The organism is Bacillota bacterium (assembly GCA_012518215.1).
GTDB lineage: Bacteria > Bacillota > Dethiobacteria > DTU022 > PWGO01 > JAAYSV01.
Map to the genome: position 1 here is coordinate 192,546 of JAAYSV010000008.1, position 14,281 is coordinate 206,826.

The 14,281-nt window shown below is 52.1% G+C and carries 14 protein-coding genes and 4 tRNA genes; 5 read left to right on the forward strand and 13 right to left on the reverse strand.

Features of this window, described 5'->3' with window-relative positions; translation table 11 throughout:
- The 5 genes from GX364_02140 to GX364_02160 form a co-directional block, all read right to left on the reverse strand.
- Window positions 1-1,113: a Nif3-like dinuclear metal center hexameric protein gene (locus GX364_02140; GenBank protein ID NLI69654.1), complete on the reverse strand. Its 1,113-nt coding sequence runs from the start codon at window positions 1,111-1,113 to the stop codon at window positions 1-3.
- Window positions 1,085-1,798, reverse strand: a complete 714-nt coding sequence (locus GX364_02145; GenBank protein ID NLI69655.1) for an SAM-dependent methyltransferase — start codon at window positions 1,796-1,798, stop codon at window positions 1,085-1,087. The genes GX364_02140 and GX364_02145 overlap by 29 nt, the downstream gene beginning before the upstream one ends.
- Before the next feature lie 453 nt (window positions 1,799-2,251).
- Window positions 2,252-4,063, reverse strand: a complete 1,812-nt coding sequence (gene lepA, locus GX364_02150) for an elongation factor 4 (protein NLI69656.1) — start codon at window positions 4,061-4,063, stop codon at window positions 2,252-2,254.
- A gap of 202 nt (window positions 4,064-4,265) precedes the next feature.
- Window positions 4,266-5,252, reverse strand: coding sequence for a 4-hydroxy-tetrahydrodipicolinate synthase (gene dapA, locus GX364_02155; GenBank protein ID NLI69657.1), 987 nt, complete (start codon window positions 5,250-5,252; stop codon window positions 4,266-4,268).
- A gap of 327 nt (window positions 5,253-5,579) precedes the next feature.
- Window positions 5,580-5,984, reverse strand: coding sequence for an iron-sulfur cluster assembly scaffold protein (locus GX364_02160; protein ID NLI69658.1), 405 nt, complete (start codon window positions 5,982-5,984; stop codon window positions 5,580-5,582).
- A 364-nt stretch (window positions 5,985-6,348) separates the two neighbouring features.
- Between GX364_02160 and GX364_02165 the strand changes: the two genes are divergently transcribed.
- Window positions 6,349-6,633 (forward strand): hypothetical protein, encoded by a 285-nt coding sequence (locus GX364_02165; protein NLI69659.1) that lies wholly within the window; start codon window positions 6,349-6,351, stop codon window positions 6,631-6,633.
- A 2-nt stretch (window positions 6,634-6,635) separates the two neighbouring features.
- Window positions 6,636-7,010, forward strand: coding sequence for a hypothetical protein (locus tag GX364_02170; GenBank protein NLI69660.1), 375 nt, complete (start codon window positions 6,636-6,638; stop codon window positions 7,008-7,010).
- 92 nt (window positions 7,011-7,102) lie between these two features.
- On the opposite strand, the gene GX364_02175 is transcribed toward GX364_02170, so the two are convergent.
- Both GX364_02175 and GX364_02180 read right to left on the reverse strand, forming a co-directional pair.
- Window positions 7,103-8,320 (reverse strand): 6-phosphofructokinase, encoded by a 1,218-nt coding sequence (locus GX364_02175; protein ID NLI69661.1) that lies wholly within the window; start codon window positions 8,318-8,320, stop codon window positions 7,103-7,105.
- 234 nt (window positions 8,321-8,554) lie between these two features.
- Entirely contained in the window at window positions 8,555-8,695 is a 141-nt protein-coding gene (locus GX364_02180; protein ID NLI69662.1) for a hypothetical protein, read from the reverse strand.
- A 206-nt stretch (window positions 8,696-8,901) separates the two neighbouring features.
- Between GX364_02180 and GX364_02185 the strand changes: the two genes are divergently transcribed.
- A complete protein-coding gene (locus GX364_02185; GenBank protein ID NLI69663.1) occupies window positions 8,902-10,323 on the forward strand; it encodes an aspartate aminotransferase family protein in 1,422 nt (473 codons plus the stop codon).
- A 172-nt stretch (window positions 10,324-10,495) separates the two neighbouring features.
- Here GX364_02185 and GX364_02190 read toward each other — a convergent pair whose 3' ends face one another.
- Entirely contained in the window at window positions 10,496-11,881 is a 1,386-nt protein-coding gene (locus GX364_02190; protein NLI69664.1) for an aminotransferase class III-fold pyridoxal phosphate-dependent enzyme, read from the reverse strand.
- Window positions 11,882-12,111: 230 nt separating this feature from the next.
- On the opposite strand from GX364_02190, the gene GX364_02195 reads away from it, so the two are divergent.
- Both GX364_02195 and GX364_02200 read left to right on the forward strand, forming a co-directional pair.
- Window positions 12,112-12,360: a hypothetical protein gene (locus tag GX364_02195; protein ID NLI69665.1), complete on the forward strand. Its 249-nt coding sequence runs from the start codon at window positions 12,112-12,114 to the stop codon at window positions 12,358-12,360.
- Window positions 12,350-12,544 carry a helix-turn-helix transcriptional regulator gene (locus GX364_02200; protein NLI69666.1) on the forward strand — a complete coding sequence of 65 codons (195 nt, stop codon included), beginning with the start codon at window positions 12,350-12,352 and terminating at the stop codon, window positions 12,542-12,544. The genes GX364_02195 and GX364_02200 overlap by 11 nt, the downstream gene beginning before the upstream one ends.
- A gap of 142 nt (window positions 12,545-12,686) precedes the next feature.
- Here GX364_02200 and GX364_02205 read toward each other — a convergent pair.
- The 5 genes from GX364_02205 to rpoD form a co-directional block, all read right to left on the reverse strand.
- Window positions 12,687-12,761, reverse strand: a tRNA-Val gene (locus GX364_02205).
- 4 nt (window positions 12,762-12,765) lie between these two features.
- A tRNA-Glu gene (locus GX364_02210) sits at window positions 12,766-12,841 on the reverse strand.
- 29 nt (window positions 12,842-12,870) lie between these two features.
- A tRNA-Ile gene (locus GX364_02215) sits at window positions 12,871-12,946 on the reverse strand.
- Window positions 12,947-12,950: 4 nt separating this feature from the next.
- Window positions 12,951-13,025: transfer RNA gene (locus GX364_02220), tRNA-Asn, on the reverse strand.
- Window positions 13,026-13,130: 105 nt separating this feature from the next.
- Window positions 13,131-14,279 carry an RNA polymerase sigma factor RpoD gene (rpoD, locus tag GX364_02225; GenBank protein NLI69667.1) on the reverse strand — a complete coding sequence of 383 codons (1,149 nt, stop codon included), beginning with the start codon at window positions 14,277-14,279 and terminating at the stop codon, window positions 13,131-13,133.
- Between the last annotated feature and the right edge of the window lie 2 nt (window positions 14,280-14,281).

Genomic DNA, 14,281 nt, shown 5'->3' on the forward strand with positions numbered 1-14,281 from the left:
TCAAAACTTTCCCGTATCCCTGTTCGGTACGGGCCAGACCTTGTTCGAATGGCCCCGTTCCCGTATTTTATCTTGCAAATATCCGGCCAACCAGGGGACGATGGGATATTCGGTTCCATAATGCCCGGCATCAACGAGGGCCAGCCCCAGCGCCCGCGCCAGTTGAACATCATGATATTTCAGATCCCCGGAAACGAGGACATCGGCTCCCCTCTCCGCTGCGGTTCTGACCAGACTGCCACCACTGCCGCCGCAGAGGGCAATTGTCTTCACCGACCGCTGCGGATCCCCCCACGTTTGCACCTCACCGATCTCCAGCAACTTTTTACATCTTTCCGAAAAACTTTTCAGCGTCAGCGATTTTCCCAGGGTTCCCAACCTTCCCAGGCCCAGGGGAATCCCCTCGCGGGCCAGTTCATACAGATCGTAGGCCACCTCCTCGTAGGGGTGGCTTCCTTGCAGAGCTTCCAGTACCTGCGTTTTCATGGAAAGAGGCATGACCGTCTCCAGGCGAAATTCCCTGGCCCGGTTGAGTCTACCCTCCTCTCCGCTGAAAGGCCGGCTGCCTTCCCGTGGCATGAAAGTGCCGCTTCCCTCCAGCTGAAATGTACAGTGGCTGTAATTTCCGATCCACCCGCCCCCTGCATCCGTGATCGCTTCCCGGACTCCGCCCTCGTACCCCCCGGGAACAAAAACCACCAATTTCAGAAGAGGATCGGATGCGGTTACTTTCAGAACGGAAGTGCCCTGCAACGCGAAAAGCTCCGCCAGCAATGAATTTACCCCCCGTGGCGCAACATCCAGATTGGTATGCGCCACGAATACATTCACATTATTGTGAATAATTGTTTCAATGAGCGCACCTTCGGGTGAACCGGTGTTTATCGCCTTCAAGGGATGGAAAATAAGGGGATGATGGCTGATAATCACATTTGCATCCCGGGACAGTGCCTCATCGAGCACCGCAACGTCCATATCCAGAACGGTGATGATATTTCTGACTTCAGCAAGGGGATCGCCTATCTGCAGGCCAACATTGTCATGATCAAAGGCCAGATGAGGGGGAGCCAGGCCATCCATCAGATCAATCACTTCCCGAAGTTGCAACGACAAGAGAAAGAACCTCCTTCAATCGCTTTCCTTTGCTTTTGTAATATCTCAGTTTCCTGAGAGCGGTGGTTCCCCTGGCCGTGCCCAGCGTATTCATGATCCTTTCGCACCGTGAAATTTTTTCTTCGAGGTAGGGAATCAGCAGCGGATCCTTGTTCTCGATCAGCCCTGGCCCCACCTCCGACAGAAAATCATCCGGTTGCACCTGCCTGCCCTTCTCCACCACCATGATTTCATAAAAACGCCCTTTTTCGCGGGCCAGGCTCTCATTTTTGATACAGAAACCATGCGCCATCAGCCATCTGCGCAGCAGATAAACATCGGACATCGGCTGCAGAACGAAATATTTGAAAGCATCCAGTTTCCCGGCCCCTCCCTGCAATATCCTGCAGATTGTGCGGCCACCAAGGCCAGCGATGACAGCTACATCAACCTGCTCATCGCTCCCTATGGCCGAAAAACCGTCGCCGCAGCGCAACTCGATCCGGGAAGTTAGATTGAACAGGTCAACCGTCTTCTGCGCTTTTTCCAGGTTCCCGGCAAGCTTTTCCACACCGATCACCTTGCGGCAAATACCTTCCATGACGAGATGGGCTGGAAGATAAGCATGGTCGGTTCCGATGTCCACCACGACACTTTCCGGTATGATACGGTTTGCCACTTCCGCCAGACGCGGCTTCAGTTTCATGTAAAGACCACACCACCCAAAGTTAGCGGACAGAACACATTGTAACCGCTCGGAAAGTACTATTTACCTATTCCATAGAATTTATGAAAAACCCTTTTGTCAGAGGATATAATTTTCATGCACCGGCCACCTTCCTGGACATATTGGCTGCTCCGCCCGATAACCCTTGCAAGGGTAGCCCGGCGATCCCGGCCAGCCCGGAGCGGTTTGACTCGATCGAAACACTTTGATGACCCTGGATTATTTTTTGGTGGGGCCGGGTTGCTCTGTCCACTCCTCGGAAACAGAACAATGTCACGGATATGATCGGGCACCGGAGCGGACGCTCCGGCATTGTAACACCATACCACCCGATTCTGTTACAGCAGCTCCTGTGATTCCATGATTTCTTTCTGTGCAGGTGCCGGGGTTTGCGGATGTTTTCCGGGAACGGGGAAAGAACCACGAAAAGTCCTATTTTTCAAAATGCCTGGCCGTCAGGATGGCCGTGAAAGCTTCCTGCGGTATCTCCACCCTGCCTACCTGTTTCATCCTTTTCTTGCCTTCTTTCTGTTTCTCCAGTAATTTTCTCTTCCGGGTTACATCGCCGCCATACAGTTTTTCCGTGACGTTCTTGCGGTAAGCCTTGATGGTTTCCCGGGCAATCACCTTGTTGTCAATCGAGGCCTGAACGGGCACATCGAACATCTGCCTGGGGATAATCCCCCTCAGTGCCTCCACCATCTCACGAGCCCGTCGGTAAGCCCGATCACCGTGGATGACAAAAGAAAGAGCATCCACTTTATCACCGGCCACCAGGATATCGACGAGCAACAGATCGGAGGCCCTGTACCCGGACAGGGAATAATCCAGGGAAGCATATCCGCGTGTTCTGGACTTGAGAAGATCAAAGAAATCATGGATAATCTCTGCCAGGGGAAGAAAATAAATCAGCCTTACCCGCCCGGACTCCAGATATTCCGTGTTCAGATATTCCCCCCTGCTCTCCTGGCAGAGTTCCATTACCGCGCCCATATATTCCGCCGGCAGGAGTATCGAGGCTTTCACATAGGGTTCCTCGATACTGGCCCTTTGTTCGAGCGGAGGGAATTGGGCCGGATTATCGATCTTCATCACCGTCCCGTCCTTGCAATGGACTTTGTAGATGACACTCGGTGCGGATATGATCAGGGCCAATCCATATTCTCTTTCCAATCTTTCCCGGACGATATCCATATGCAACAATCCCAGGAATCCGCAGCGGAAACCGGGGCCCAGGGCCAGGCTGGTTTCCGGCTCGTATACAATGGCCGCATCGTTCAGTTTGAGTCTTTCCATCGCTTCCCGCAGGGAATTGAAGTCATTGCTATCCTGGGGATAAAGCCCACAGAAAACCATGGGTACCACGCGCCGATAGCCGGGAAGCGGTTCGGCTGCCGGTGTTGATGCGGATGTAACCGTATCACCCACCTGCGCATCGGCAACATTTTTTATGGAGGCAACCAGGTAACCAACTTCCCCGGCAGCCAGGCTTTCCGTAGGTTCCATTTCCGGTTGAAAAACCCCCGTCTCCAGCACCTCGAAAGCCTGTCCCGTACTCATGAATTTGATCATCGTTCCTTTTTGAACCCGGCCTTCCATGATACGGATGTAGACGATAACCCCCCGGTAAACATCATAGCAAGAATCAAACACCAGGGCCCGAAGAGGTGCATCGGGGAGAACTGTCTTCGGCGGAGGAACCCTCCCGACGATCGCCTCCAGCACCTCGCTGATGCCCGTGCCCTCCTTGGCTGAAACCAGCAAGGGAGCATCTCCCCCGGCCCCCGGGATTTCCGCCAGTTCATCACCAACTCTTTCCGGATCGGCGTTCTCCAGATCGATCTTGTTGATAACCGGAATGATCCTCAACCCGTGTTCCAGGGCCAGGTAAATGTGGGCCATGGTCTGGGCTTCCACACCCTGAACAGCATCCACAACCAGGATAGCCCCTTCGCAAGCAGCAAGGCTTCTGGACACCTCGTAGGTGAAATCAACATGGCCGGGCGTATCGATCAGGTTCAGGACATATTCCTCCCCGTCCCCGGCCCGGTAGGCCAGGCGGACGGCCTGCAATTTTATGGTGATACCCCGTTCGCGTTCCAGATCCATCCGATCAAGAACCTGTTCTCTCATCTTCCTGTCGGAAAGAGTTTCCGTCGCCTCCAGAAGACGATCGGCCAGGGTAGATTTGCCGTGATCGATATGTGCAATGATACAGAAATTCCTGATCTTTTCAGAAGACAATGATTCAAGCCTCCGTCATCCATGTACTGACTCTCATTTTTGGGTAAAGACAGCATTGCCTGTCCATCTTCAATGGGGAAATGAATATCGTGCGGAACCGATCCTTCGTCACCCGGTCAGGTAAATACAACAGACAGGGATCTGTCAATCTTCACCGGGATGCCGGACTATCTTTCACTGTTTGAACAGAAAAAATCTCCCGTTAGAACCAATTGGCCTTGTTTTCCAGCCGTTCAGTGACATTTACCCCGTAAAAATGCTCAATCGGCTGCAAGATTTCGGGGTTCTTCTCCCACACTTCCCTGATCGCATTCCTTGCCTTTTCCACACCTTCGGGGAGCATCCGGCCCAGGGGTTGCCGGCACCCGCCCGCAGGCATACCCAGCCCCCGCATCATCGTCTTCACGGGAACCGGATTCCTGAATTTATGTTGGCCGCAGGCAACCGTTACCATGCTCAGCAACGGCTCCAGCGCTTCTTTGATCTCCCGGGCCCTGTCGGTCTCGCCCCTCAGGATACAGTCACACATTTCCTTCATCGCCCGCGGCGCAATGTTGGAAATCACGGAAATCACGCCGGATGCCCTTATCTGTTCATCGGTCATCATTTTGTAAGTCAGATCATCATCCCCGGAAATGATATGAAATCGGTCGGGCATTATCCTTCTTGTCTCTCTCATCCTCTCCAGATCCCCCGTCGCCTCCTTGACCGCTCTCACATTGGGGTAACGGCGGGCCAGAACCTCCATATCTTCCGGTAACAGGGCGCACCCGGTGCGTCCGGGGATCACATATGGGCAGATGAGCAGATCGGGGAATTTTTCCGCGGCAGGGCGGTAATACTCTTCCCGCAATTCAAGCGATGACGGCCCATTGTAATAGCAATCCACCAGCAGCAACCCGTCACATCCCACCGCCCGAGCCGACTCCCCATATTTTAACATCTCCCTGGTGGAGTTGGAACCGGTCCCGGCCATGACAAAAACATCTTCCCTGGCCATCCTGGCAATCACGTTGGCGTGTTCCATCGGGGTCAGGGTCGGCGATTCGCCCGTTGTCCCGGCAGGAACCAATCCCCTGATCCCTTCCTGTATCTGAAATAGAATATTTTTGTTTAACCCCGCCCAATCGATATCCCCCGTTTCATCGAATGGGGTTACCATGGCTGTAAAACATCCTATACTTTTCATTTTGAACCTCCTCATTGATTCGGAATCATTTTCCTTGCAGCCGTTCCTGACACAGCTTGATTGAATGCCGGAAGCAAGCCGGAATCACCGCCAGCTATCATTATAATATGGCAAATGGACCACCATTGTAAACTTTTTGCTTGTTATTCTATCATTCCGATTTGCGGCCCATTCCTTGCCCGTTCCCCGCGGATCGCGATCGGAACATTCACCGACCATGAAAAAACACCTTGCAAGTGAAAAATAAAGGTGGCATGATTGTCAATCAACAGGTAAAAACATCCGTTTCCGGGATGCATTCCCCCGCTGCTGCTCTTCGGCGCCTGCCTATTTTTTGTATTTCTCCCGGTAAGGTTTGCCCGTATCCGTACGTTTGTTGAGGTAATCCCTTACAGCCGCTTTCAAGGCACTTGCACCCAGATTGGAACAATGCATCTTCTCTTCGGGCAGCCCTTCCAGGGCCTCGACAACATCCTGTTCGGTCATCTCCAGCGCCTCCCGAAGTGTCCGCCCCCTGGCCATCTCGGTGGTCATGCTCCCGACAGCTATTGCAGCCGTGCATCCGTAAACGATGAAACTTATATCCTCGATAACCCCCTTGCCCACCTTGATGAAGATGGTCATGGAATCACCGCAATTCGGATCGCCGCACAGACCCACGCCATCGGGATCTTGCATGGTACCCACATTTTGAGGGCTTAAAAAATGGGCAATGACCATATCCGAGTACATTTCCGCCATCCTCCAAGGGAAAACTACCATTAATATTATTTTATATGGGCCTCGATTGCAACACGGCCGCTGAATTTCATGTCGGTTATTTTCCGTGCATGGTGACAGAAACCGACATGAAGCCACGATGCAGTCCGGAAAAAATGCCTCTGGTCAGAAATATTTTCACCGTTGCAGATCGTGAAAACAAGGATGAACATGTAAATCCGGACGTCAGGATGTTGGCGCAAAACTGCCGTATTTATGAACAGGAAATAGCGAATAATATTATCAGGCAACCTGCAGGACACTGCACTGCTATTTTTCTTTACCTTTTGATTCGTTTTTATTATAATATGAATAAAAGAAAACAGAGGTGATGGATATGAGTAACAAGGGAGGTTTCATACTGGGTGTATTTATCGGTGGCCTACTCGGAGCGGCAGCAGGGCTTCTCTTTGCTCCCTCCGCGGGGGAGGAAACCAGAACCCAGCTCATGGAGAAGGGCAGGGAATGGAAAGATATCGCCACCGAGAAGGCCTTGATCAAATCGCAAGAGGCCATAAGCTCCACGAAAGAATTGATTGCCGGCCTCAAGGAACGCTTCCTGAACAGTGAAGAGGTTCAACTTGTCCTGGATCAGGTCGATGAAGGATTGTCGGGTGAATAAGTATGGACAACATGTGGATCTATGTTCTATTTTTCCCCACTATATTGAATACGATTCTTCTGCTCATCATGGTCGTTGCTCTTTACAAACTGGTCTCGGCCATGGGGAATTTGACATCGAAACTGGAAAGTTTTCTGGTTCGCAGCGAGGAAGAACTGTTCACCACTGCCGGTGCTTTTCGTGAACTTGCAACCCAGGGAGCAAATCTTCTTCAGATGGTCATGCAGATAGCCGACTCCTTTTTCTATACATACTCCATGAGGCAAAGCCCTTTCGTGGGCCAGAAATTGCCACAGATACTTTCGGGACTGAGTGTGGGTTGGGATCTGTTCAATTTCATAAAACGTCTTTTCAAAAGAGACAAAGCAAATAATTAGTTGATCGCCATTTTGAAATAAAGACTGCAACCGAAATTGCAGTCTTTGTTTTTTGGTGTACGATTCTGCCCTGCATGCTGCACTGCCGTCATCTACTTTACCGACAATCTGGGAACGGCGGGAGCACGGAATCTGTAGCTGCGTGGCTGGCCCGAGCCCAGCAGGGGCCTCACATAATCGATGAATGCCGATGTAACATCATTTCCATCCCTGTTGATAAAATCATCCGGCATATATCTCGTTTTACCGGCAACTTCCTCCAGGGGGGACAGCCTGTAGTCCACGGCATAATTGCCACAACGCTGGATGGTAACCGAACCATCCCTGCCTTCCCAGATCGCGAACTGCACCCCTTTTTCTCCGACCTCCCTTGCCTCCTTCCGGTCCACATCCGATACACAACCGAAAAAAGACCTTTGCAGGTAGCCGAAGGTATCGGATCTGACCCTTTTGATCTTCAACCTGTCCCGGATAACATCACCAAGGAGATCGCCGAGAGCACCCGTTCCCGACAACTGCACGTTGCCATGAGCATCCTTCTCGATATTTTCTACCAGTTTGGCCATTACGGGGTTGCCCTCTTCATCCTGGATACCTTCGGAAACAGCGACCACACAACGCCCGAATTTTTCATGTGCCGCTTTGACATCGGCTACGTAACGCTCCAGATCAAAAGGCCTCTCCGGCAGGTAGACGAGGTGGGGGCCATCGTCATCGTAATGCCTCCCCGCAGCCGCCGCCGCAGTCAAAAATCCGGCATGCCGCCCCATGACCACCCCGATATAAACCCCGGGCAGGGAACGGTTATCCAGATTTACCCCCATGAAAGCCTGGGAGACAAACTTTGCTGCCGACCCGTACCCCGGGGTATGATCGTTGAGTACCAGGTCATTGTCAATTGTCTTGGGTATATGTACCGCCCTGAACTCGTAATCTTCCTGCCGGGCATGTTCCTTGACAAGATGCAACGTATCCGAAGAATCGTTGCCACCGATATAAAAGAAATAACGTATATTGTAAGCTTTCAAGACGTTGAATATTTCGCGGCAGTACTGCTGGTCAGGTTTATCACGCGTCGACGACAGTGCTGCCGAAGGCATGGCCGCCACCTGTTCAAGGTTGTGAGTTGTCTCCTGTGTCAAGTCTATGAATTCCTCGTTGATGATCCCGGAAACCCCCCTGATCGCACCGTAAACCTTTTCAATCAGCGGATACCTCTTCGCTTCCGTTACCACGCCGACAACCGATTGATTGATTACAGCCGTCGGGCCCCCTCCCTGCGCAACAACAGCATTCCCTTCCAGTTTCATAAAGAACCTCCTTGATTGATGTTGTTAACTATGCGGCAAGTTTATTGCCGATCATGCCCTCTCCCTCCATATACATATATTATATTCTTTCCCGTTTTTTTAACTCGATGCCATCCCCCGATGTCTGGATATCGCATGCCCGACCATTTCCTGAAAAATTCCCATGCCAGGATAAACCAGGGGGAGCCTTTGTTCCGGAGAATACAATCGTGTCCTTTATTTTTCGATATTTCGTTACATGATTCCTTCAATACAATAAAATTCGGCAACCGGGTACCCGAAACCGGTGGCCAGGTACAGGAAAGAATACACGATGATACAATCAATAACTCTGCCTGCCCGTCCGCAGGGGAGTGTGGAAAAATCATGCAGCATGTACCGCCCGCTCCGGGGTTGGAAATCGCTTCATCCGGTCCATGCCCGATTTTTTGTGGACAATCAAGTTCTTCAATATCTCCGGCAAGAATATTATTAATTGAATAGCCTGATTCTCGGGTACAGCAGGAAGTTTTTTATCAACCGTCGAATACACCCAATAACTGCGTTTGGAATTTTCCAACAATTACAAGGGAGGGTTTACCATGGCTATCAAAGTTGATCTTGATCCAGGCATGGAACATGAGCTGGACGATTTATCGTTCAAGGAGGCTCCCAAAATTGTCAGCGAGGTCCCCGGACCAAGAAGCAGGGAGATACTGGCTGCCGAGATGGAGAATGAAACACCGACCAGGGTCACACCGACCGTCCTTTCCACGGTCTGGGAAGAATCGAAAGGAGCAACGGTTAAAGACCCCGATGGCAATATCTTCATCGATCTTACCGCCGGTATAGCGGTAAACAATGTCGGGCATTGCCATCCCAGGGTGGTAGAAACCATCAGGCGGGAATGTGGCCGCTTGATGCACAATCCGGATGCCACCACCGCCCACCGCGCGCAGCTGGGAAAGAAACTTCGGGAAATCGCCCCCGGTGAACTGAAAGGCAAAGCCAGGGTAGCCTACGGCCTGAGTGGTAGCTCCGCCGTGGAAATCGCCACCAAATTTGCCCGTGGGGTAACGGGGAAATCTCATATCATTGCCTTCCATGGAGCTTACCATGGTGTAATGGGCAGTACCCTGGGCTACACCACTTCCCAGCAGTTCCGCGCCAATTACAGACCGCTGAACCCCTTTGTCTATCACGTGGGACCGTATGCTTACTGCTACCGCTGCCCCTGGAAAATGGAATACCCGCAGTGTGATCTGGAATGTGCCAGATATGTGGAACACCTCTTGCTGAGCCCCTCCACCGGTATCGATATCGAGTCGGTCGCCGCCATGGTTGTCGAACCGATTCAGGGTGAGGGAGGATATGTACCTCCGCCGGATGGCTTTGTAAATGCCCTGAAGAACATCTGTGAGAAAGCCGGAATCTTCTATATCGATGACGAGGTACAGGCCGGCATGGGGCGGACGGGCAAAATGTTTGCCATCGATCATTATGGAATCACTCCCGATTTCATCACCCTTGGCAAGGCCCTCGGAGGTGACCTGCCTTTCAGTGCCGTCATCATGAGGGAAGAGATTGCCGAAAATCTTGGACCCATGAGCCATATACTTACCGCAGCCGGAAATGCCACCTCCTGTGCGGTCGCCTGTACCAACCTGGATCTTCTGCAGGACGGTATCGTGGACAGGGCCGAAAAATTGGGCCACTACACCCTGGCCATGCTCAAGGAGATGATGAACGAAATCGAAATAATCGGCGATGTTCGCGGCAAGGGGATGATGATCGCCATCGAGCTGGTCAGAAACAGGGACACCAGGGAGCCTCTCGATTATGGAGAAATACTGCAATTGCTTTGGGCGCTCAGGGACAGGGGGGTACTCTTCCTCCCCTGCGGCCAGTACAGCAATGTCTTCCGGATGATGCCCCCACTTGTGATCACCAGGGAACTCATCGATAAAGCGCTGGAGATCATACGCGAGGTCTTGAAAGATAACGAAAGCAGTATGTTGGCGTAAGGTAAAATCAATATCAACCGTGGAAAGCGGCGGTTATTCCCCCGCCGTTTTCCCGCATGGCATATCATACTTCGGCAGATCTGCCACCGCCGCCACCGGCCAACATGAATGACAGGTCAAAAAAAGGACCCGTTTCTTGCGAAAGGGTCCTTTTTCATTTTTTTGGAGCTTCTCAGTTTACCAATTCCTCTACACATTCCCCCACGACCCGGACATAGTGATCAACATCTTCTTCCGTGGTCACCGGAGAAACCAGAGCCATATCGTGTACCGGTGAAAGCAGGATGCCGCGGTTGGTGCAGTAAACATGAATCAGCGCCTCCAGCGGCCCGGTAAGGCCTTCGCTGATCAGATCAACCTCGTTGTATTCGACATCCATGAGCGTATCGATCCCCCGTCGAGGCGGTTCGGACAGGAAACGGAATTCAACCCGGCAACCGACACGGCCGACATACCAGGGAAGACTGTGCCGTTCAATGACCGCGGCAATGCCCTCTTCCATCTTCCGGGCCAGCGGAATCATGTGTGCAAACGATTCCTCGGTCAGAAGGTGATCCAGGGTGGCCTTGATTGCCGCCACCGCGGGGGGGTTGCCGGAAAGGGTGCCCCCGAAGCCAAAAAAGTTATGCCAGGGAACTCTTCGGGCAACCATCTCCGCAATTTCTCGCGAAAAACCAAGCACAGCGGCCGGATAGCCGCCGGCAATCAACTTGCCCAGTACGAAAATATCGGGTTCAAGGTTGAGTTCACCGGTCATCCCGGCCGGCCCCCCGCAGATAGAATGGGTCTCGTCGATCAGGAGCAGGGTGCCGTATTTCCTCGTCAGGCTGCGCAGAGTCTCATGAAAACCCGGTTCGGGATGGATGATCCCCACGTTGGTCATCACCGGCTCGGTGATGACACAGGCCACGTCGCGGGGCGAAAGAGCCTCTTCAAGTGCTTCAACATCATTGAACTCGACTATACGCGTCATCGTGGATGGATCTTCAACCAGGGGGCCCATCAATCCGGGCATGTTCAACAAATTTCCGTAAAAGTCAACGACCAACGTCTCATCAACACTCCCATGATAGGAGGCGTTGAAGGCCAGGATCAGCCTGCGGCCGGTAAACTCGCGGGCCACCTTCAGCGCCATACGATTGGCATCCGATGCCGTCATCAACACTTGCCAGAAAGGCAGTCCGAACCGGCGTGACAGTTCTTTCCCGACTTCAATGCAACCTTCGTGAGGAAGCATCGTGGTGATACCCTTGCCCAGTTGTTCCGCAAGCGGGCCAATCAAGGCCGGGGGTGAATGGCCCAGCAAGGCCCCGGTATCTCCCAGGCAAAGGTCAAGGTAAGTATGCCCATCCACATCTACAAGTTTTGCCCCTTCTGCTTCGCGGACAAAAATGGGAAAACCACCCGGCCATATACGCATCCAGCTCATCGGCACTCCGCCAACATAATGATGGCATGCTTTCTCGTAAAGCTCCTTTGATTCTGGACGCTCCCTGGCATAACGCTCCTCTTCCCTGGCCAGAAGACCCTTTACCTTCTCAAGCGTGATTTCAGCCATTGATCGATCCTCCCCTTCAATTATTTGTTACTATATGTATTCGTTCCCCCGTGTCGGATTCCCTCTATCCCGACAATTGCATCATCGTTGATGGAAATACAGAGCGACAAAAAGGTGCCTGCAGTACATCAACGAACAAAATGTAAAATAGTATTGACATTTACACACGTCTGGTTCATAATGAAAATGTAAAACATGTTTTACATTATCTTTACCCGGAGGGAAAGCAAATGAAAAGATTTTTCAGGAAAATCGGCTTCCGCTACATGGATGAGATGGAAATGGAGATCATGTTCAGATCACTGCGGTGGGCTTTTATTTTTTCGGAGGCTGCGCTGCTGGCCCTGGTCATTTATGAATTGGTCACGACCGCTGAACTGGGTTGGCCCTTCGCCATCCTCCTGGGCCAGAACCTCGTTCTCCTGATCACCAATCTGGTTTTGAACGGGAAGATGGGCGGTGGGGAAAATGCAGAATAAAATCAGAAAACTACGCAAGGAACTGGGTCTGCGACAGGAGGATCTGGCCCGGAAAACAGGTGTTACACGCCAGACGATCAACGCCATTGAAAATGATAAATACAATCCCACCCTGGTCCTGGCCATGAAACTGGCCCGGCTCCTCGATACATCGGTCGAGGAACTTTTTCAGCTTGAAGAATGAACGGACCGACCCGTCCGGGCGGATTGATATCCGGACCTACCTCACGACCGATGCCCCGTACATACATCCAAACATTCCCGTGAATTGGTAATCGAACGCCGCAGTACAAAGATGGCGAAGCCGTCTGGCTCCGCCATCCGCATGGTGGGCGATGTAGGATTTGAACCTACGACCCCCTGCTTGTAAGGCAGGTGCTCCCCCGCTGAGCTAATCGCCCGGATTGGTGACCCCTAGGGGATTTGAACCCCTGCTGCCAGCTTGAAAGGCTGGTGTCCTAACCGATTAGACCAAGGGGCCGGCCATATCAACATTATTGTACAAATAGGTGGTGGGCCCACCAGGGCTCGAACCTGGGACCGACCGGTTATGAGCCGGCTGCTCTTCCGGCTGAGCTATGGGCCCACAATGGCACCCCAGGCAGGATTCGAACCTGCAACCTATCGGTTAACAGCCGATTGCTCTACCGTTGAGCTACTGAGGTATGCCTTCACGCGCAAGTAATATTATACTTAATCGGGGGTACGAGGTCAAGCATCTGAATGGGCAATCAGAAAATAAGTTTGCCGCAGGCAATGGCAGGCCGGATCTATTCAAGATAATCTTTCAAGCGCTTGCTGCGCATGGGGTGGCGAAGCTTTCTCAACGCCTTGGCCTCGATCTGCCGGATGCGCTCACGGGTCACCCCGAAGTAATGCCCCACCTCTTCCAGGGTACGTGAACGTCCATCATCCAGGCCGAAACGCAGGCGTAGCACTTTTTCCTCGCGGGGAGTCAACGTTTCCAGAACATCCTCGAGCTGCTCCTTGAGCAGTTCGAAAGCTGCCGCATCAGCCGGAGCACGGGCTTCCTGATCTTCAATAAAATCACCCAGGTGGCTGTCATCTTCCTCCCCGATCGGTGTTTCCAGAGAAACCGGTTCCTGGGCAATTTTCAATATCTCCCGCACGCGCTCCGCACTTATATCCATGACTTCGGCAATTTCCTCGGGAACCGGTTCCCGGCCAAGTTCCTGGACAAGTTGCCGGGAAGCACGGATAAGCTTGTTGATCGTTTCAACCATATGGACGGGTATCCTGATCGTCCGGGCCTGATCGGCTATAGCTCTGGTTATGGCCTGGCGGATCCACCAGGTTGCATAGGTGCTGAACTTGTAACCCTTGCTGTAATCAAATTTCTCCACCGCTTTGATGAGCCCCAGATTGCCCTCCTGGATCAGATCGAGAAAGAGCATGCCCCGCCCCACATATTTTTTGGCAATGCTGACCACGAGCCTCAGGTTCGCCTCTGCCAATTTTCTCTTTGCTTCCTCATCCTTCTGCTCGATTCTTTTGGCCAGCAACACTTCCTCCTCTGCAGAAAGCAGGGGTATCTTGCCTATTTCTTTCAGATACATCCGCACCGGATCGCTTACGCTTACACTGTCCTGCATTCCGGCGATCGCTTTTTTCACATTCGTTTTTTCGCCAGTTTCATCCTCATCATCTTCATCAGCCTTGTCATTGATCGAATCTTTATCATCGGTTTCCAGATCAAGCTCGGTATTTTCATCGATAACGTCGATCCCCAACTGCTCCAATTTATCGATAATGTCATCTATCGCTTCCACAGATAAATCAAAGAGTTGGAGGGTTTCCTCGATTTCTTTGTATGAAACCGTCCCGTTTTTCTTCCCCAGCCCGATCAATTCCTGCTGGGCTTCTTCAAGCGACACGGTTTTTCCCACGTTCTTGGCCATTG